This is a genomic window from Jatrophihabitans cynanchi, assembly GCF_027247405.1.
GTDB lineage: Bacteria > Actinomycetota > Actinomycetes > Mycobacteriales > Jatrophihabitantaceae > Jatrophihabitans_B > Jatrophihabitans_B cynanchi.
On the sequence record NZ_CP097463.1, the window covers coordinates 263554 to 282036 of the forward strand.

Annotated in this window: 15 protein-coding genes; 6 read left to right on the forward strand and 9 right to left on the reverse strand. The window is 71.4% G+C overall.

Features of this window, described 5'->3' with window-relative positions:
* Genes M6B22_RS01255 through M6B22_RS01265 form a run of 3 tightly spaced genes read right to left on the reverse strand, consistent with a single transcriptional unit; the run spans position 1 to position 4060 of the window.
* Positions 1–855 carry an Ig-like domain-containing protein gene (locus tag M6B22_RS01255; protein ID WP_269443951.1) on the reverse strand — a complete coding sequence of 285 codons (855 nt, stop codon included), beginning with the start codon at positions 853–855 and terminating at the stop codon, positions 1–3.
* Between the two features lie 19 nt (positions 856–874).
* Positions 875–1960 carry a hypothetical protein gene (locus M6B22_RS01260; protein WP_269443952.1) on the reverse strand — a complete coding sequence of 362 codons (1086 nt, stop codon included), beginning with the start codon at positions 1958–1960 and terminating at the stop codon, positions 875–877.
* A gap of 27 nt (positions 1961–1987) precedes the next feature.
* Positions 1988–4060: a S8 family serine peptidase gene (locus M6B22_RS01265; RefSeq protein WP_269443953.1), complete on the reverse strand. Its 2073-nt coding sequence runs from the start codon at positions 4058–4060 to the stop codon at positions 1988–1990.
* A gap of 150 nt (positions 4061–4210) precedes the next feature.
* Here M6B22_RS01265 and M6B22_RS01270 point away from each other — a divergent pair, with 150 nt between their 5' ends.
* Complete coding sequence (locus M6B22_RS01270; RefSeq protein WP_269443954.1) at positions 4211–4591, forward strand: hypothetical protein; 381 nt, start codon at positions 4211–4213, stop codon at positions 4589–4591.
* A gap of 38 nt (positions 4592–4629) precedes the next feature.
* Here the strand turns inward: M6B22_RS01270 and M6B22_RS01275 are convergent, their stop codons facing one another.
* The 4 genes from M6B22_RS01275 to M6B22_RS01290 all read right to left on the reverse strand — a co-directional run bounded on the left by M6B22_RS01275 (position 4630) and on the right by M6B22_RS01290 (position 9627).
* Positions 4630–5355, reverse strand: a complete 726-nt coding sequence (locus tag M6B22_RS01275; protein WP_269443955.1) for a PilZ domain-containing protein — start codon at positions 5353–5355, stop codon at positions 4630–4632.
* 136 nt (positions 5356–5491) lie between these two features.
* A complete protein-coding gene (locus M6B22_RS01280) occupies positions 5492–6772 on the reverse strand; it encodes an SAM-dependent methyltransferase (protein WP_269443956.1) in 1281 nt (426 codons plus the stop codon).
* Between the two features lie 41 nt (positions 6773–6813).
* Positions 6814–8769, reverse strand: coding sequence for an IPT/TIG domain-containing protein (locus M6B22_RS01285; protein ID WP_269443957.1), 1956 nt, complete (start codon positions 8767–8769; stop codon positions 6814–6816).
* Between the two features lie 39 nt (positions 8770–8808).
* Complete coding sequence (locus tag M6B22_RS01290; RefSeq protein ID WP_269443958.1) at positions 8809–9627, reverse strand: MerR family transcriptional regulator; 819 nt, start codon at positions 9625–9627, stop codon at positions 8809–8811.
* Positions 9628–10062: 435 nt separating this feature from the next.
* Here M6B22_RS01290 and M6B22_RS01295 point away from each other — a divergent pair, with 435 nt between their 5' ends.
* Positions 10063–10437: a VOC family protein gene (locus tag M6B22_RS01295; RefSeq protein WP_269443959.1), complete on the forward strand. Its 375-nt coding sequence runs from the start codon at positions 10063–10065 to the stop codon at positions 10435–10437.
* 178 nt (positions 10438–10615) lie between these two features.
* Here M6B22_RS01295 and M6B22_RS01300 read toward each other — a convergent pair whose 3' ends face one another.
* Positions 10616–11398, reverse strand: a complete 783-nt coding sequence (locus tag M6B22_RS01300; protein ID WP_269443960.1) for a class II aldolase/adducin family protein — start codon at positions 11396–11398, stop codon at positions 10616–10618.
* Between the two features lie 198 nt (positions 11399–11596).
* Here M6B22_RS01300 and M6B22_RS01305 point away from each other — a divergent pair, with 198 nt between their 5' ends.
* The 3 genes from M6B22_RS01305 to M6B22_RS01315 all read left to right on the forward strand — a co-directional run bounded on the left by M6B22_RS01305 (position 11597) and on the right by M6B22_RS01315 (position 14583).
* Positions 11597–12616: a DUF2157 domain-containing protein gene (locus M6B22_RS01305; RefSeq protein WP_269443961.1), complete on the forward strand. Its 1020-nt coding sequence runs from the start codon at positions 11597–11599 to the stop codon at positions 12614–12616.
* A 141-nt stretch (positions 12617–12757) separates the two neighbouring features.
* Positions 12758–13354 (forward strand): winged helix-turn-helix domain-containing protein, encoded by a 597-nt coding sequence (locus M6B22_RS01310; RefSeq protein ID WP_269443962.1) that lies wholly within the window; start codon positions 12758–12760, stop codon positions 13352–13354.
* Positions 13351–14583 (forward strand): MFS transporter, encoded by a 1233-nt coding sequence (locus tag M6B22_RS01315; RefSeq protein WP_269443963.1) that lies wholly within the window; start codon positions 13351–13353, stop codon positions 14581–14583. The genes M6B22_RS01310 and M6B22_RS01315 overlap by 4 nt, the downstream gene beginning before the upstream one ends.
* Before the next feature lie 15 nt (positions 14584–14598).
* On the opposite strand, the gene M6B22_RS01320 is transcribed toward M6B22_RS01315, so the two are convergent.
* A complete protein-coding gene (locus tag M6B22_RS01320) occupies positions 14599–16323 on the reverse strand; it encodes a GGDEF domain-containing protein (protein ID WP_269443964.1) in 1725 nt (574 codons plus the stop codon).
* 679 nt (positions 16324–17002) lie between these two features.
* Between M6B22_RS01320 and M6B22_RS01325 the strand changes: the two genes are divergently transcribed.
* Positions 17003–18355 carry an Ig-like domain-containing protein gene (locus tag M6B22_RS01325; protein ID WP_269443965.1) on the forward strand — a complete coding sequence of 451 codons (1353 nt, stop codon included), beginning with the start codon at positions 17003–17005 and terminating at the stop codon, positions 18353–18355.
* The last annotated feature ends 128 nt before the right edge of the window (positions 18356–18483 follow it).

The window sequence follows — 18483 nt, forward strand, 5'->3', positions numbered from 1 at the left end:
TCAGAACGTGAGTGTGGTCGACTCGCCGACGATGCCCTTGCGCACGCCGACCACGAAGTCGGCCGGGGTGCGGTCCGGGGCGTCCCCGACGAACTGGCGGGTGAGCGTGATCGTCACCTGGCCGTTGGCGTCAGTGGTGCCGGTGCCGCCCTTGAACGCCCAGGCGACGCCCTGGGTGTCGATCGCCAGCTCCTTGCCCGCGATCGGGTCGCCCGCGGCGTTGCGGTAGGTGATCACCGCGTCCATCGTGCGTGACGTGGCCGGGTTGCCGACGTCGGCGATCGGCCCGGCGTCGATCTCGATCTGCGGCCCGACGATGGCCTGGCGCGGCTTCGGCACGCCGATGTCGTGCCGCGGCTCGAGCACCGCGTTCATCCGCAGCAGGCCGACCGAGTCCTCGACGCGGAAGTTCGTGTCGATGTGCGTCTGGCTGTCGTCGTACTGGAAGTTGTTGTAACCGCCGCCGAAGATGATCCCGAACCCCGCCTGCCCGGAGCTGTCGGTCGAGGTGTTCGAGTGCGTGTCGGTAGACGCGGTCGCCGCGAACTGGCTCGCGGTGAACCGGCCCTGCAGCCGTACCTGCGTCCACTGGTAGATCACCGGGTCGATGAAGTCGATCAGCGGCAGCTGCTGGGTGAACGTCTTCTCGCCGGTGACGTTGCCGTTGTCGTCGTAGTCCAGCTCCTGGACGGCGATGACGTCGACCAGGGTCGTGGCCAGCGCGCTGGTCGCGTCGGCGCCCGTCTTGTTCAAGGCGGTCTGCGTGTTCGCGACGGCCTGTCCGGTCAGCTTGACCAGGTCGCCGAACGCCAGGCCGGCGGTGGCCAGCTGGCCACTCACATCGGTGTTCGCCATGTCGTGTCCTCCTCGCTCGTCAGATGGTGAGCGTGAACGTCTGGGTGAGTGCGCCGAGGCGGACCAGCACCGGCACCTTGACCGGTCCGGTGCCGGCGTTGGGCACGTTGCGGATGATGCTCACCTGCACGTTGCCCTCGGCATTGGTCTGGCTTCCGGTGAACGGCGCCGTGGTCGAGAAGCTGGTGCGCAGCGGGCCGGCGTCGACCGTGAGCGCCTTGTTCGGGTTCGGGTCGCCGGCGGCCTTGAGCACCGACACCAGCACGTCGATCGAGCGGTTGATGCCGGCGCCCGCGACCGGGGTCTCCTTGACCGCGCCCTGCGCGAAGACGATCTGCGGGCCGACCGAGACCTGGCTCGGGATCGGGAACTTCCCGGTCTGCCGCGGCCCGAGGATCGCGTCGATGCGGACCTCACCGGCGGACCAGCTCGACTCCTGCTCGTGGCTGCGTTCGAAGGACTGCTGGTCGTCGTAGTTGTAGTCGTAGCCGATGCCGAGGAATCCCCAGAACAGTCCCACGCCGCCGACGCCACCACCTTGCTGCTCGGCGTTGAAGGTCAGCCCGTCCGTTTCCGAGAACGCACCGACGGACAGGTCCATCGACAGCGCGACCCGCTTCCACTCGTGCACTGTCGGGGTGAAGAAGTTCAGCACCGACAGGTCTGTGCTGACCAGTTGGGTGAGCGACGGATCGGGTTCGCCGTCGTCATTGAGGTGCTGGATGACGTCGGTGACGACCGTGATCTTCGTGTCGGCGAGATCCTTGACGGTGTCGATCACGCCCTTGTCGAGCGCGGTCTGCGAGTCGGCGACGCCCTGCCCGACCGAGCCGAGTACCTGCCCGAAGGTGGGCGCGACGGCCTTGAGCTGGCCGCTGACGTCGGCGCCGAGCGTGGCGGTGCCGAGCCCCACCGGCAGACCGGCGGCGAGCGGGGCGGCCGTGACCGGCGCGGCTCGCATCGGCGACGGGACGACCGGTGCGGTCACTGTCGCGGCCGCGGCAACAGGGGCGCCCCGGCTGGGTGCCCGATCGGCGGTCGCGGTCCGCGTGGCTGTGCGGGACCGCGGCGCGGACTTGCGCGGCCTGCGCGTGGTGTCGGCCATGTTCTGTCTCCTTCGCACTGTGGGGGGTTAGGTGATCGCCCGTCCGCGAGCGACCAAGCTGAATGGTTGGGGACCGGCCGGGACGTTGGCGCCGGTCACGGTGAGCACCCACGTCCCGGCGGCCAGCCCGTCGGCGTCGATCACTTCGACGCTGTTCACCCGGTCGGGGCCGCCGGGGCGATCCGGGTGACCCGGCTCGTGGTTGCCCCAGATCGGCACCGTCACGCCGGGTCCGGTCAGGGTGAGGTCGAGGTCGTTGATCAGATGCTCGCCGGGGACGTCGTACCAGCAGAGCACCGCGCGCAGCCGGCCACCGTGTGGCAGGGCGACGCGGAAGGTGCGGGTGCGCCCGGTCGCCACGGCGCCGTGCGCCGTGGCGTCGGACAGGATGCGCACCTGTTCGCCCGCACCGGTTGTGGGCAGAGAACCGTCGAGGTCGATCCGGCCGTGGCCGGCGACGAACCTGCTCTCGACTGCGTTCCCGGCCCGCGAGAACACCGGTGCCGCGCCGAGTATCACCAGTGCCTTGAGCGTTGCGCCTGCCGGAGATCGGCCGTGCCGCTGCGCGCGCCACGCCTGGCGAAGCAGGGCGCAGCAGCCGCCGGCCACCGCGACCGCCACGGACGTGCCGCCGTCGGCCATGTAGTGCGGCGCCGGGTCGACCAGCCCCCACCCGGTCCCCGTCGCGACCGACGAATGCGGCCCGACGATGTCGGTGCCGGGTGCGCAGACGTCCGGCTTGATCCGGCCGTCGGCTGTCGGTCCGGCGGACGACAGCAGCGCGATGCGGTCCGGCTGTCCGGCCACCGGGTCGGCACGGTCGGCGGCGTTCGCGAACACCCGGCCGTCGTTCTGCAACTGTGCCCAGGTGCCGAGGAAGCCGATCTGCTGCGAGCCCTCGGTCGCGCCGACGGTGAGGACGTTCTTCGCGGTGGCCGGGGATTCGAGCGAGGCCGGGTCGACCCGGCGGTCGCCGTCAGCGTCGCGCCCGTCGTTGCCGGCCGCGAACAGCACGAGCGCGTCGCGGTGCTCGTGCAGGAACAGGTCCACCTCGTAGCTGTCGTTGTCGTACGCCCCGCGGGCCGGCGTGCCCCACGCGTTGACATGCACCCGGGCGCCGAAGCCCCGCGCCTGCACGAACAGCTCGCGCAGGTCGGTGGGCCGGCCGGCGAGGGAGAACCCGGTCGCACCGACCTCCGGGTGCGCTGGCGCGACGGCGACCCATTGCTCCAGGGCCTGGAACACGACCCTGGCGCCGGGCGCGACGCCGCGCCGCGTGCCGCCACTCGCCGCGCCGTCGCCGGCCGCGACACCGGCCACGTAGGTGCCGTGCCCGCTGGCGCGATCGGCCGGGCCGTCGTCGGCTCCGGGGTTCGTCACGAACGGCGCCCACGACGGGTTGATCGGCCACGAGACGATGGTGCGGACGCGACCGGCCAGGTCGGCGGCGACCGTTCGCCGGTCGCCGGTGTCCAGGCCGGTGTCGGCCACCGCGATCAGCTCGCCGCGGCCGTCCAGATCGGTGCGCCAGCTGCCGTCGGGCCGTGCGTCGTCCAGGTCGAGCGCGAGGCCGGTGTGTGCGAGGCCGGTGTGTGCGAGGCCGCTGTGCGCGAGCCGGGCCGGCCGGGGCCGCTCGACCACCTTGACCCCGACCACGTCACGGATCGGTGCAACGGCGCCCGGCCAGTCGATGCGCAGTTTGCTGTGCGCCTCGTCGAGCACGGTCGCGCCGCGGCGGCGCAGTTCCGCTGCGACGCGCGGTCGGTCGGTGGCCGCGAAGCAGATCACGTCCAACCACCGGCTGCCGGGCGCGCGGCGCGGCCGGCCGAGGGCCCGGTCGCAGTGCTGCTGCGCGTACGGCACGAAGCCGGCGACGTGCGGCAGCGCGCTGAGCCGGGCGGCCGCATCGGGGCGCAGCAGCGTCACGCATGCGCCGTAGGGCGGGCACCAGAACTCGACGCGCGCCGCGGCCCGTTCGACGAGGGCGCGGTCGCGCGCGGTCACCGGGCCGGTCAGCCGGACCACCACTCGCGGCCCGGTACCGACACGCGCGGCACTCGTGGGTACGGACACGTCCCGTCCGTTGACCCAGACGCTCACACCGGCTGCGACCATCGCCTGCCCCCCAAGGCCCGCACGGCGATAGTGACACAGTTACCACCGGCCCGGGGCATTCCTGCCCCAAAGGGCAGCACAGTGCGAACCGTCGGACGGCTCGGCGTTGTCGGTCCCGGTATGGATAATCGGGTCATGCGGCAGCGGACGCACGAGAACGTGGCCACTGTGTTGGTGGACCCGGCTGTGCTGAGCACGTTCGAGCTCGACCTGATGGCGCACGACTTCCGCGTCTGGCCGGTGCACAGCGTGCCCACCTTCGTCGACGCGCCCCGGTTGGCGTTCCAACTGCGCCGCTCGCTGATCGACTGGAGCCGGGGTGCCTGGTCAGTCGCCGCCGAGTGGACGGTCGTGTGGATCACCTTCGGCGAGAGCTGGCTCAACGGCGACGAGCCGATCCCGTGGCCGGCGCACTCGGCGCTGTGGGACAAGCTGGCCGAGTACCGCGATCACGTCCGCTACAACCTCGGCCTGGGCGGCGTGCCGCCCCTGAGCGTGCGCCGCGAACCGCACTGAGCCACCGCCGCTGCCCGCCGTCCGGTGAGCCGCGCCGGTCAGCCGCGCCGGGACCGCCGCATCTCCAGCTGGACGGCGAAGACCTCCTTGCGCAGCGCGTCGGCATCCCGCTCGGAGTGCTCGAACCGCACGACCAGCCGGGTCGGCTCGGGCCGGTCCTGCTCATGGCGCCGGTAGATGACGCCGGGGAGTTCGAACTCGCTGCCACCCACGGAGAACCGGGTGCTCACCGCGACGCCTTCGGTCAGGCCTTCGTCGTCCTGCCCCGGTGCGAGGGCGCACCGCAACGCCGATTCGCTGACGTCCACCAGTTGCGCCCGGAACACCGTGGACGGCCGGGGCGCCCCGGCTGCGACATCCGCGTCGGCCGCGACATCCGCGTCGGCCGCGTCGCCGGTGGCGGCGTCCGCGCCGGTGCTGTCGCCGGCGACGACCTGCACGGACATCGTGCCGCCGGCTGGTACCCGGACGTGCTCGCGACGCTGCTCGGTCCACGACTGGCCGGTGGGCAGCAGGTCCCACAGCCGGATCGTGCGCTCGGTACGGGTCGCGGCCAGGTGCGCGGCGAGCACCGCGACGCCCTCTGCGCGGGTCCAGGTGAGCAGCAGCTCGTCACCCTCGACGAACGGCTCGAGCACCGGCAGGTCGACGGGCTGGGCAACGGTGATGATGTCGCCGTCGATGTCCTCCACGCGGCTGCGGTAGGTGCGGCCCTGCTCGTCGCGGATCGCGACCGGGTCACCCACGTCGGGTAGCTCGACCATCAGCTGCTCCGCTTGCCCCTCCCCGTGTGGCTGCGCCGGTCGATCCCGCGCGGACCGACGGCAGCGACGATTGTGCCATGCTGATCAGCTGCTGCCGCGGCAGCAACGCGCGCCGGTTGTCGGGGCGAGCAGGGTGTCAGAGCTTGAGCAGCTCGGCGCGGGTGCGGGGCATGCCGCTGGAGCCGCGCGCCGACGGCCGCACCGCGAGCACCTGGTTGACGCCGATTCGGTTGCCCTCGAAGGCGAGCGCCGAGCCGGCCATGTACAGCCGCCAGATGCGCGCGCGGGCCGCGCTGGTGGCGGCAACAGCCGCCGTCCAGTCCCGCTCCAGGTTGGCAACCCAGGCCCGAAGCGTCAGTGCGTAGTGCTCGCGCAGCGACTCGACGTCGCGGACCTCGAAGCCCGCGCCCTCGATCGCCTCCAGCATCATCGCGATCGGCTCGAGCTCGCCGTCCGGGAAGACGTACCGGTCGATGAAGGACGTCGAGGAGAACTCCGCGCGGCGGCCGGGCCGGCGCGAGATCGCATGATTGAGCAGCCGGCCCTGCGGACGAAGCAGGGCGAACAGGTCGGCCGCGTACACCGGGAGCATGGCCGCACCCACATGCTCGGCCATCCCGATGCTGGCGATGGCGTCGTACGGCCCGTCGTCGACATCGCGGTAGTCCTGCACCCGGATCTCGACGAGCTCGTCGACGCCTTCGTGCACCATGCGCTTCCGCGCGTACTCGGCCTGCTCGTGCGACAGGGTCACCCCCACCACGCGGGCGCCGTACGCGCGGGCGGCGTGCAGCGCGAACGTCCCCCAGCCGCAGCCCACGTCGAGCACCCGCATGCCGGCACCGAGGCCGAGCTTGCGGGCGACGAGGTCGCACTTGGCGAACTGCGCGGCGTCGAGCTCGGTCGACGGGCTCGGCCAGTAGGCGCACGAGTAGGTCATCGACTCGCCGAGCACCAGCCGGTAGAAGTCATTGCCGACGTCGTAGTGGTGGGCGATCGCCTCGGCGTCGCGCGCCTTGCTGTGCCGGCGGCCGCGCAGCCGCGACTCCTCGGCGGGCGGGCGTGGCGGCGGGCCGATGACGCCGAGCCGGAGCACTGCCGTGAGCAGCGCCCGCTTGGTGGCGCTGTCGATCGCGACGCCCGGCCCGTTCGCCGGGTCGGCCACCCGCTCCAGTTCGTCCAAGGCGGCGAGCAGGTCGCCGTCGACCTCGACGTCGCCCGATACGTAGGCGCGCGCGAAGCCGAGCTCGTTCGGCGCCCACAGCAGCCGTCGCAGCGCGCGCCGACTGTTGATCCGCAGCTGCACCGGCGCGTCGGCGGGCCCGAAGTCGCTGCCGTCCCAGCACGTGACGTGCAGCCGTGCCTGCTGCCCGAGCGCGGACTGGACAAGTGGGGCGATGACGTCGGCAACACTCACCAGTCCGGTCTACTCCCCGTGGCCCACCGCCCGCCAGCGTGTCAGTACGGCGGCCGGTACGCGAAGGTCCAGTAGTCGGCAGTGCTGATCGCGGTCACGCCATCGAGTGCGGGGACCCAGGTCGGCGTAGCGACCGGCACGTCCGACCGGTAGCCGAGGCCGAGCTGCCCGTAGTAGTTGTCGCCCCAGGCGTACACCCGCCCGTCCGGTCCGATGCCGAAGTTGGCCCCGTTCCCGCTAGCGATCGACGTGAAGCCCTTCAGCTGTGGCACGGCCACAGGAGTCGGGTGACTATCCCACGTGTTGCCGACAGCGTCGTAGCCCCACGAGTACACCGTGCCGTCGTCCGCGAACGCGAACGCGCCCCCGCCCGCGATCGTCACATTCGTGACTGCCGGAAGGCCGACGATCTTCGCCGGCGTTGGCGACACCCCGATCGCGACTCCGGTGCCCAGCACTGCGCCGCAGCAGCCCCATGACCACACCGACCCGTCGGCGGTCAGGGCATATCCGCGTTGGATGGTTGCCACGACCGAAGTGACGCCCGTCAGGCCGGGGAGCTGGGTCGGGACGGGGACGTTCGCCTCGCTGCTTCCGACGCCGAGGCTGCCGTACTGGTTCTTGCCCCAGCCCCACAACGTCCCGTCGTCGCGTACGGCGTAGGCCGACAGGTAGCCGCCAACCACCTGGATGACGTGATCCAAGCCCGGGACCGCCAGCGGCCTCGGTCGGCAAAGGCAGCCGTCCGTCCGGACGCTCCCGTCGCCGAGTTCCCCGGCTTGGTCGTCACCCCACGCCCAGACAGTGCCGTCCTTCCGCAGCGCGTAGTGCGTTCCGCCGGACGTGGCGATCTGGGTGACCTGGCTGAGCCCGGGCACAGTTGCCGGCGTGCTCGCGTAGCGCAGCGTCCCGATTCCCCAAGTGCGGACCGTGCCATCCGGCATGAGCTCCACGCCGCCGGCGTACGGGTCGGCGAGCACCGTGCTCGCGCCGTCGAGGCCGCGGATCTCGGCAGGGACGAGCCGATCCTGCAAGAGACCGTCACCGAGGCTCCCGGCGATGTCGGTGCCCCATGCCAGGATCCGACTCGTCGGCTGGAACTGATACCGATCAGCAGCGCTCGCAGCGGACGTGCCGTATGCGGTCGTCACGCGGACCTCTGCGGCGCCGGCCACGTGCCGGGGCGAGGCGACGGTCAGCCAGGAAGCGGACAGCACGTTGATGGCACCGGCCAGGACGCCGCCGAATCGGACGGCCGTCACGTGCGTGAAGCCGCTGCCGACGACGGTGACCGTGCTGCCACCGACGTCCGGACCGGCCGCTGCGACGACGGCCGTGACCGAGGGCGGCGCCACGTAGCTGAACCGGTCGCGCAGGTTTGCCGGCGATGTGCCGTAGCGGCCGGTGACCCGGACGTTGACCGTGCCGGCCGCGTGCGCCGGGACGACTACCACCAGCCGGGCGGTGGACAGGGCGTGAACTCGCGTAGCCCGGACGGCACCGAACCGGACCGACGACACTCCGCGGAAGTCGCGGCCGCCGATAGTGACCGTGCCGCCTCCGTGGAGGGGTCCGGAGCTGACCGACACCGACGCGATCGTCGGCGGCGCGTAGAACGTGTATCGATCGTGCCTGGTGCGCGCGGAGTAGGTCGGGAGCAGGGCGATCGTCCCGGGCCGATCGATCTTCACCGCGATGCGGACGTCGACCCGCCCGGCCCGATGCCGGGGTGCCACGACGGTCAGGGTCCGGCTGGTCAGTATGTGCACGCGGCGGCCGCGCGTGCCACCGAACAGGACCTGATCCCCCTTGGTGAAGTGGCGTCCGTGGATCACGATGCGCTGACCACCGGCAACAGGTCCGGTGATCGCCGAGAGGTGCGTGATCGTCGGCCGGTGCACTGCTGCGGACGCCGGTGCGGCCGTGACCACCGGCAGCACGGTAGCGGCGGCGAGCATGATCACTGCGCCGGCGCGACCCCGGGTCTTGATCGACACGAGCGGAGACTACGCGCAGCCACCCGCCCGCGCCATGACTCACCAGAAGCGGGTTTGCCCGGGGATGGTTTCCAGATCGGTGAGCAGCAACTCGCGATCGTCGGCCTCGGCGATGTCCTCCGCCGCGGCGAGTGCCTGCTCCGTGTAGGCCCGCGCCTGTTCGGCATCTCCGGCGACCGCGTGGCCGCGCGCCAGCGCCTCGTAGGCGAACGCGAGGTCGAAGTCGCGCAGGTCGTTCTCCTGGCAGATGTCCAACACACGCTGCGCGTGATGCAGGCACGGCTCCGCGCGGCGAAGCACCGCGTACACCCGCGAGCACTGCCACTCGCCGCGCGCGACGTTCTGCGGCGTGCCGATCTGCCGCCAGTGGTGGGCCGACGCGTGCGCCATGTGGATCATCGCGTCGTCCTCGTCGCGGCTTCGGTCCTCCTTCTCCAGGAGGGTCCAGGTTCGGTTGAACAGCGAGGCGGCCAGACGGCGCTCGTCCTCGGCCTGCATCGGTTCGGCTGTGGTCGGCATCGGGCGTTCCCATCCGTCGGTGATCAGGTGGTCGAGGGTGTGCAGGTCCCGCTGGACCCGGGTCAGGCGCGCCTCCAGGCGGCGCCGGTGGCTGGTCAGCACGGCTTCGACGGCGTCCGGGTCGTCCAGGCACCGTCGGACGTCGTCGATCGGGACGTCGACACCGCGCAGCAACGCGATCCGGCGAGCCGCAGCGAGCTGGGTGGGCTGATACCAGCGGTAGCCCGCGGCGTCGACCAGGTCGGGACGGAGCAGGCCGATGCGGTCGTAGTGCCGCAACGCCTTCGCCGTGAGCCCCGCCTGCCGGGCCAGCGCGCCGACGCTCAGCAGTCCGTCCACGCCGCACACGTTAGGGGGTTTCCCCGCGGCAAGGGCAAGCCTCGGTACCGGCCGTAGCCTGCGAGTTGTCCGCTGCCGGCGCGGTGTCAGCGCATGGGCCTCGACGATGATCGGTGCGCTCTGCGCCGATCCCACGTCCGGGCGGTGAACTGCGCGCGCCCGGCGACCGACCCGACCTACCCCGGCGACGAAGCGCTGCAGGCGATGGCGCCTGAGCGAGTGTCGACGATCGGCGCAGGCCCTCCTCGGCACCGACCAGGCCCCACTGCATATCGTCGCGTTCTTCCCGCCCGAACCAAGCCTGGACCATCGGCCGCCGCGACGAGCATTGCCTGCTCGTCGACCGTGCGAAAGACATCACCGGCGACATCCGATCCGACAACTGACTGATCCACCCAACCGGGCTGTGACAGTGCCGGCTGCCAGGATGTGCTGATGAGCAGCCGTATCGCCGCCCTAGCCATCGACGCCCTCGAGCCGCGCCTTGTCGCGGATTTCTGGCGGGCGGCGCTCGGCTGGCGCGAGGTGTCCGACGACGCCGAGGGCATCACCATCGCGCCGCCGGACGGCGAGTGGCCGACGATCGACGTCTTCGCGGTGCCGGAGCGCAAGAGCGTGAAGAACCGCCTGCACCTGGACCTGCGCGCCGATGGATGCAGCACCGCGGAGGAGTTGCAACGCCTGCTGAACCTCGGTGCCCGGCGAGCAGATGTGGGACAGGGCGAGGACGTCAGCTGGGTCGTCCTCGCCGATCCCGAGGGCAACGAGTTCTGCCTGCTGGCACGCACCGTGCAGGACGTGGGCCAGTAACGCGGCCGGAACGCCTCGCAGGGTGCCGACCCGCACTACTGTTTCGCCGGCTCGGGCGGAGCGTTGTACGACGCGTCCGTCGAGCCGACACTGGCGGCGACGCGTCACGAGGCGTGCAACCGAGGTTGCACGCCGGCGCCGGCAAGCGGCGGCCGGGTACGAGGCTTGCTCGGCCGGATCAGTCGAGCAGGTCGGGTTGTTCCTTGATGATCTGCAGCCACATCGGCTGGAAGTTGTACCAGCTGAACGGCATCTCCTCCGCGAGGTTCGTGGCAACGTCGTGGTCGATCAGCTTCGGCTCGCCGGCGGCCATCGCGGCCAGTTGGATCCGGGCGCTGCGTTCGAAGATCCAGAAGCGATACGCGGCAGCCTCCACGCTCTCGCCCACGGTGAGCAGGCCGTGGTTCTGCAGTACGGCAGCCTTGTGCCGCTCCCCCAACGCGGCCGCGATCAGCCGTCCCTCTGACTGGTCGATCACCGGCCCGTCGAAGCGCTCGAACACCACGTGCCGGTTGTAGAACTTGCAGGCCTCCTGGGTGATGGGCAGCAGCGGTAGGCCGAGCGCTGCCAGCGCCTTGCCGTAGACGGAATGCGCGTGCGCCACGCCCATCACATCGGGTCGCGCATCGTGGATCGGCGCGTGGATGTTGAACGCGGCAAGGTTGATCGGCCGGTCGCCCTCGACGACGTCACCGTCGGAGTTCACCAGCAGCAGGGACGACACGTCACACAGCGCGAACGGAACGCCGAACGGGTTGACCCAGAAGTGATCCGGGAACTGTGGGTCGCGCACGGTGATGTGCCCGGCCGTGCCCTCGTCGAACCCGAACTTGGCGAACAGCCGCAGCGCGCCGGCCAAGCGCTGCTTGCGGTACGTCCGCTCGTCGCCGACCGACTCGAAGATCGGCGGACCCTGCAGTGGACGCTTCGAACGGCCGCTCTCCTGCAGGTACCTGGTCATTGGCCGACGATAAGCCCGGCCCGTGCGCGCCACACTGTGCCCGCGCAGCGCAATCGAGGCGCGCCGCTGGCCCCGCAGCACAGTCGCAGCATTCGCGGTGCGCGGCCGGAACCCGCTGGTCCGTCGGGACCGCCGACAGGCCGTTCGGCCCTACCCCGGGCGCGCACCGTGCAATAGACCGGAACCGGGGTGGTCACCATGATTGGGTCACTGATCGTCTTGCTCGTTGTCGGCGCCGCGGTTGCGGGGTTCGCAGCGTGGATGCGACAGAGTCGGCCGGAGCCGTCACCTGACGCGACGGTTGAGCGCGCCCAGCCGCGGCGTGTCTCGCTGCTGATGGAGGCGGTCGGCTACATCGGCACGATCTTGGTGCTCGCCGGCGCGTTCGCCTTCGCGCAGCAGCACTGGAGGGACCTCAGCGAGGGCGGGCGCCTTGCGGTACTCGCCGTCGCCACCTTGGTCTTTCTCGCTCTCGGCATCGTCACCTGGTCCTCGGCCGAGCCGGCGCTGCGCCGGTTGGCCGCGGTGACCTGGGGCGTCTCGGTAGCGGCCTTCGCGGGTTCGGTCGGCATGGTGAACATCCTTGTCGACACGAGCGGGAAGACGTCGTTCCTGACGATCGCGACCACCACCGCCGCCTACGCGGTCATCCTGTGGGTGCTGCATCAGCACGGTGTCCAGCAGGCGTTCGCGTTCGGCGCCTTGTGCGTCGCAGTCGGGTCGATCGTCAACTACGTCGTGACCGACGCGAGCGGCTGGATGATCGCGGTACCGCTGTGGGCGCTGGGAGCGGCCTGGGCTGCGGCGGGATGGTGGCGTCGCATCAGCCCGTGGTTCGTGGCGTTCCCGCTCGGGCTTCTGCTCGCCCTCATCACGCCGGCGAGCATCGAGCACCCGAGCGGGCTGCGGTTCGGGCTCGGAATCGCTACGGCTGCCGCGGTGATGGCACTCGCTGTCATCGCTAGGCTCGCCCCCGTCCTGGCAATGGGAGCCGTTGGCGGGCTCGGCTACGTCATCGGCGCCGTCACCTACTACTTCGGTGACACCTTGGGCGTGCCCGCCTCGCTCGCGATCGCCGGGCTCCTGATCCTCGCGATGGCCGCCGCAGCCGCGCACTGGGGCTGGTTCGGGCACCGTCGGCAGCGTCCGGATGGCCACCACCAGCGTCCGGAAGCCGGCCGGCGCGGTCGGGTCCGATCCACCACTCGTCAGCCCTGAACGGGCGTGACCCCGGCGTGATCTTGTTGCACAGGGCGGCTGCGCAACAGGATCAGCGCGCAAACCCGACCGGCCGGACGCTTCACCGCGATATGCAATAACTGTTGCGCAAGAATTATTGCGCGTTGTACTGTCCGCGCCATGGCCAAGATCTCCGACCCCAAGGCGATGCGGGCACTTGCCCATCCGCTGCGGATCCAACTGCTGGAGCTGGTGGTCGCCCGCGGCCGCGCGACAGCGACCGAGCTCGCCGAGGCGCTGGGCGACAGCGTGGCGAACTGCTCGTTCCACCTGCGCAAGCTTGCCGAGTTCGGCTATCTCGAGCGGGCCGACGACGCGACAGGGCGCGAAAAGCCGTGGCGCGCAACGGATCCCCTGCAGGACCTGGCGCCCAGCCCACAGGATCCGGACGCACAGCTGGCCTCGTCGGCAGTGCGGTCCGCCGTCCGGGAGTGGGACTTCGCCCGGATGCAAGCGGCCGAGGGACGCGCCGACCCGCCCGCCTGGGAGGGCGCGACCTTTCAACAGGGCGCGACCCTGTTCATCACCGCGGACGAGGCGCGGAGCATCGGCGACACGCTGGCTGCCCTGCTTGCGCCGTTCCACGAGCGGCTGACCGATCCGGCGAAGCGGCCGGCCGGGGTGGGCGCCGTCCGCCTGTTCGCCGCCACCACCTACCTGCCGGAGTACCAGGATCTGCTCGACCGCGACCTGCGTGACCGGAACGTGGAGCGGTGAAGCAGCTGTTGCAGGTGGCGCAGTTCCGCCGGCTGTTGGGTGCCTGGACGGTCGGCAACTTTGCGGACAGCGCCCTGTTCCTCACCCTCGCGGTCTGGGCGAAGGACCTGACCGGCTCCAGCGGCGCCGCCGGGCTGGTGTTCTTCTTCCTCGGCGCCCCGGTGCTCGCCGGCCCGCTGTTCGGGTTGCTGGCCGACCGGGTGCGCCGCCGTCCGCTGCTGATCGCCGGGAACCTGCTGTCCGCGGGCTCAGTGCTGGGCCTCCTGGCCGTGCACTCGGCAGCGGACGTGTGGCTGCTGTACGTGGTGACCGTCGGCTACGGAGGGCTCGGGGTGCTCAACGGCGCCGCCATGTCCGGGCTGCTGCGCACCGTGCTCACCGACGACCAGCTCGGCCCCGCGAACGCGCTGTTCTCGACGATCGACCAAGGCCTGCGCATCCTCACGCCGCTGGTGGGCGCTGCGCTCTACGCGGTGTGGGGCGGACCGGCGCTGGCGGTAGCCGTGGCGGTCATGCTCGTCGCGACCGCCGGCGGACTCGCCCTGGTGCGGGTCCGCGAACCGAAGCCCGCAGGCGACCTGGCCGGAGCTGCCGACGCGGACGCCGGGTGGCGGGCGCTCGCAGCCGGGCTGTCACACCTGCGTCGCACCCCGGTGCTGCGCGACATCGTCACCGGGCTCGCGGTCGCGCTCAGCGTCGTCGGCCTGTTCGACTCGCTGCTGTTCGCCGTGGTGCAGCACGGCCTGCACCGGTCGCCGGAGTTCTTCGGCGTGCTGATGAGCGCGCAGGGCGCCGGCTCGATCCTTGGCGGCGTCACGGCTGTCGCCACGATGGGGCGCGTCGGCGCCACCCGGACCGTGGGCATCGCACTGACCACGCTTGCGGCAGGCAGCGTCCCGTTCCTGTCCGGCAGCGTCCCGCTGGTGCTGTTGGGCGAGGTTGCCGCCGGGACGGCGATCCCGTGGGTCTTCGTCGCGCTGGCGACGACCCGCCAGCAGCTGACGCCGAATCACCTGCAGGGCCGGACGGCCGCAGCCACCGGCCTCGCGCTGCAGGCGCCACAGCTGGTGTCCACCGGCGTGGGGGCGGCGCTGGTCGCGCTCGTGGACTACCGGCTGCTGATCGTGCTCGCCGCGGTGGTGATCGGCCTCGCCGGCCTCTGGCTGCTGCGCGCCGCCGGCGCGCGGGCAAGCACCCCCGAGCCCGCGGCGCAGGTGGTCACCGGCTGAGACGCACTTGCGCAGCTACCCGGGCGCGCCCGCGCGAGGGCGGCGGTAAGGAGCGTGGCAAACGGCGCGCTGGTTCGCGTCCTCGCGCTCCCGACCGGGGACACGGCCGGATTCAGCGGCGGGCCGGTGCTCGGCTGCCTCGATGCCCCGGTCACCGACCACGCAGTCGCGTCCGTTGCGCTTGGCGGTGTACAGGTTGCGGTCGGCACCGGCCAGCAAGATGCCCGGGGACGTCGAGCCGGTTGTCGCCGTGCTGACGCCGATCGACACGGTCACCGGGATCGCTCCGGTGACCGGGCTCCAGTCGTGCTCGCGGACGGCGGCGCACACCTGTTCGCACACCTGCACCACCTGGGACGGCCCGAGATGCGGCAGCAGCAGTGCGAACTCCTCGCCGCCCAACCGGCCCACCACCGCCGGCTGCCCCGCGGACTGCTCCAACAGCCGGCCGAGGATCTGCAACACCTCGTCGCCACGCTCATGGGACAGCTCGTCGTTGATCCGCTTGAAGTGGTCGGCGTCGACGATGGCGGCCGACATCGCGGTGCCGTCGCGATGGGCGATTCCGCACATCCGGAACAGCTCCTCGTCGAGGAAGCGCCGGTTCGGCAAGCCGGTCAGCGGATCGTGATAGGCCAGTTCTCGGAAGCGCCGCACATCGCGGGAGGCCTGTTCGACCTCGTAGGCCGCCTCGACCAGGTGGGCGTGCCGTTGCGCATCTTCGCTGCGCGCGCGGGACGCGAGCGCGCGGAACTGCACGTAGCTGCTGAAGGCCTGCGCGAAGGCGCCCTGCGCGGCGTGCCAGAGCGCGCGTTCCTCGTGCACCTGGGCCTGGCTGGCCAGCAGGTCACCTCGTGCGGCCTCGTGATGGGCCAGGTCGAGCAATGCGGCGGCTTCGGCGAAATTCTCCTGCCGACGGTGGATCGCCGCGGCGGCGATGAGGCAGTCCGCCCGCGCGGTCGGCTCGCCGAGCTCGATCTGGGAATCTTCCTCGAGCACCGGGGCGAGCGTGTGCAATGCGGCCTCGAAGTCCTCGTGCAGGACCTGCACCCGGGCAATGGTGTCGAGCATGACGGCTTTCAGCGGCTTCGCGAACCGACGGGACAGCAACAGCATCTCGATCACGTGCTGCATCGCCTCGGGCCGCTCGCCGACCGTGTAGTGGTGCCACGCCTTGTTGTTGTGGATGACCAGGGCGGCGCTGATGTCGTGACCGGCGAGCGCTAGATCCAACACCTCGGCGTACCAGCGGTCCCCCTCCGGGGTGCCCGCACCCGCCCCGACCGCGGCCATCAACATGTGGTCGATGCGGATGCCGAGCGGCGCGTTCTCCTCCAGCAGCCGGACGCAGTGCACGCCTTCGACAAGCGTGGTCGCGGTGTCCCCGATCGCGAACGCCACCGTCGACAGGACGAACGCGCTGCGCGCCTGCAGGTATGTCTCGCCACAGCGCTCGGCCCAGGTACCGACCTCCTGGGCGATGGCGGTCGCCGTGCCCAGGTCACCGTTGCGGCACGCGAAGTCTGCCGTGACCAGCTCCGCCCGCTTCTCCAGCGTCAGCCAGCCGGCAGCCTTCGCGACTCCCCCCAAGAACTTGGCGGCATCGAGCGTCTCGTCGACGTACTGAGCGCGGGCAGCCTCCATCTCCCACATGAGCGACTCGATCTGCGCATAGCTGAGCTCGCCCCGGCTGGTCACGCCGTCCCACGGCGCCGCGGGACGGATCAGGGCAGAGGTCACGCTGTATTTATCGGCTCCCGAGCAGCAGAGTTGATGCTGGTTCGCGCTGCCACTTGATCATGCGGCGCGCACCGCGCGCGCCGCCGAGGCGGCATCCTCAGCCGTACCGGGACGAGCGCGACGACCAGCAGCGCCGCGGCGGCGAGGAACGACACCTGGATCGCCCGCGGCGCGTCGCCGGTCAATAGGTAAATCCTCCCGAGCGCAGCCACGCCGAGTGTTGGCGCCGAGTTGTTGGACGGCGTTCAACCGGCTGGCTGCGGGCCCGTTCTCGTGCGGGCGCACCCGGGACAGCGCCGCGGCGACGTCGGTGCCGTGCCGGCCGGCCCCGTCCGATTCGCGCGCTGGCTGAAGAGCCGGCCCACTGCGGCGGCGCGACAGCTGCCGGCGGGCAGGTGAAGGAACACCGGTACTTGGTAGTGCATCGAGTCGGGCTGTGGCAGCATGCGTACGGTCTCCATCCGCGCGTAGATGCCGGCGGCCACGGCGATGATCCGCGATGTGCCCCAACCGCGCTAGATCGGAGTAACTGGTGAGCTGTCATCCCTCGTCGGCGGGCTCGCGTGCTCGCCTTGTCGCCGCCTTCGCCGCGGCGGGCGCCGCTACCGCTGCTGTCTGGCTGGTGAGTCCGGTGACCGCCGGAGCGGTACCGCCAAGTTGCAGCGCAGGGCAGTGCACTGTGAGCTTCGCTGTGACGGGTGCGCCGCAGTTGTGGACCGTGCCGGCCGGCGTGGGGTCGATCACCGTGGTGGTGGCCGGTGGAACGGGCGGCAGCGCGCCGTCCCAATTCGGCTCGCCGGGAACGGGAGGGGCCGGCGGGCAAGTCACCGCGACCCTGCCGGTGACCGGTGGCGACACGCTGTCGATAGTGGTCGGGGCCGCAGGCGCTGACGGCGTCGCGAACTCGGGCACCGCGGCGGCCGGCGGCTACGGCGGTGGTGGTGACGCCGGCACGATGTCCCCGGTCCCTGCGACACCCGGCGGCGCCGGCGGCGGCGGCTCGTTCATCTTCGACACGACCAACGCATCGCCCGATCTGCTGGTCGCCGCCGGCGGCGGCGGAGGGGGCAACGAGACGATCGACGGCGGCTGCACCGGCGGCTCGGGCGGCTCTGGGGCAGCCGCAGGAGCTTCCGGGTCCGGTTTCGGCTGTTTCCCCTCTATGAGCGGCGGCGCGGCTACCACGACCGATCCCGGTGCTGCGGGCTCTGGCAGCGCAGCCGACGGTTCTGCAGGTGCGGCATCGCCGGCAACCAGTCCGACCTCGCTCGGGCTCGGCGGCGCCGGTGCGGCCAACCCCGCAGGCGACTCGGCGTTCGGGACCGGCGGCGGTGGCGGCGGCGGCTACTTCGGCGGTGGCGGCGGCGGTACTGACGGGCCGGGCGGCATCACCGGTGCGGGCGGGGGCGGCTCCGGATTCCTGGCAGCAGCCGCCACCTCGGTCACGGCCGCGGCCAATACCGCGGGCGACGGGTCGGTCACGATCAGCTACCTGGAGCCCCTCGCTACGACGGCGACGCTGACGGCCTCGCCGGCCACGGTGGTAGCCGCCGCGCCCACCACCTTCACCGCAACGATCATCCCCGCGAGCGGAACCACGGACCCGATCGGAACGGTCAGCTTCACCGACGGTTCCACTGTGCTGGGCACCGCCACCCTCAGCTCCGGCCGCGCGACATTGACCGCCACGCTGTCCGTCGGAACACACCACGTCACGGCCACCTACAGCGGTGCGACCGGCTTCCTGTCCTCGACATCGGCTCCGCTCACGTTCACCGTCACGCCGGCCCAGGTCGCTACCTCGACGCACGCCTCCAGCACCAGCCCCGCGGCAACCCCTCCGACGACGCCTCCGACAACGCCTCCGACCGCGCCTCCGACCGCGCCCACGCCAGCTTCCGCCGGGCTGTCCCTTGCGGCCACCGGGGTACCGACCGGACAGCTCAGCGTGATCGGAATCGCGGCGATCACCCTCGGCGGTGGCCTCGTCATCCTCGCAACCTCACGCCGGCGCCGCGGAAAACACAGCTAGCGGCGTGCGGCAACCGGACGGCCAGACGAACGGCACGGGGCACGGCCCGCGCGTAGGCGTCGTTGGCATGATGCCGGCACGCAAAGCTTTGCTTCGAAGGGCATCTAGACGCCTCCCACGGTCGTAAG